Origin of the sequence: Rhodococcus sp. T2V (genome assembly GCF_029269925.1) — a bacterium.
In the GTDB taxonomy this organism is placed as follows: Bacteria; Actinomycetota; Actinomycetes; order Mycobacteriales; family Mycobacteriaceae; genus Rhodococcus_F; species Rhodococcus_F koreensis.
The window spans coordinates 1-493 of sequence record NZ_JARJBD010000390.1 but is presented as its reverse complement, the minus strand read 5'-3'; the positions used below and the strand labels follow the sequence as shown (position 1 = coordinate 493).

Sequence of the window (493 nt, the reverse complement as noted above, 5' to 3'; positions counted from 1 at the left end):
GAACGCAAGAACGGGTGGACCCTCGCCGAGCGGGCCGGCGAGGTGAGCCCGGACGGGATGCAACGGTTGCTGCGGCGCGCGGACTGGGACGTCGACGGCGTCCGCGACGATGTGCGTGACTACGTGGTCGAACGCCTCGGCGATCCGGCCGGTGTACTGGTCGTCGACGACACCGGATTCCTCAAGAAGGGCACCCGCTCGGCCGGGGTGCAACGACAGTACTCCGGCACCGCCGGGCGGATCGAAAACTGCCAGATCGGAGTCTTCCTCGCCTACGCCAGCGGCGCCGGCCATGCCTTGATCGACCGGGAGCTGTATCTGCCCGAATCGTGGACCTCCGACCGCGACCGGTGCCGCGCCGCCGGCATCACTGACGACATCGAGTTCGCCACCAAACCGAGACTGGCGCAACACATGATCGCACGCGCCCGGGGCGCTCAGGTCCCCTTCTCCTGGGTCACCGCGGACGAGGCCTACGGGCAGGTGAAGTACC

Annotated in this window: 1 protein-coding gene; it reads left to right on the top strand. The window is 68.6% G+C overall.

What is annotated here, in order from left to right:
* A partial coding sequence (locus P3H15_RS54515) for an IS701 family transposase (RefSeq protein WP_276144902.1) occupies positions 1–493 on the top strand: 493 nt, incomplete at both ends.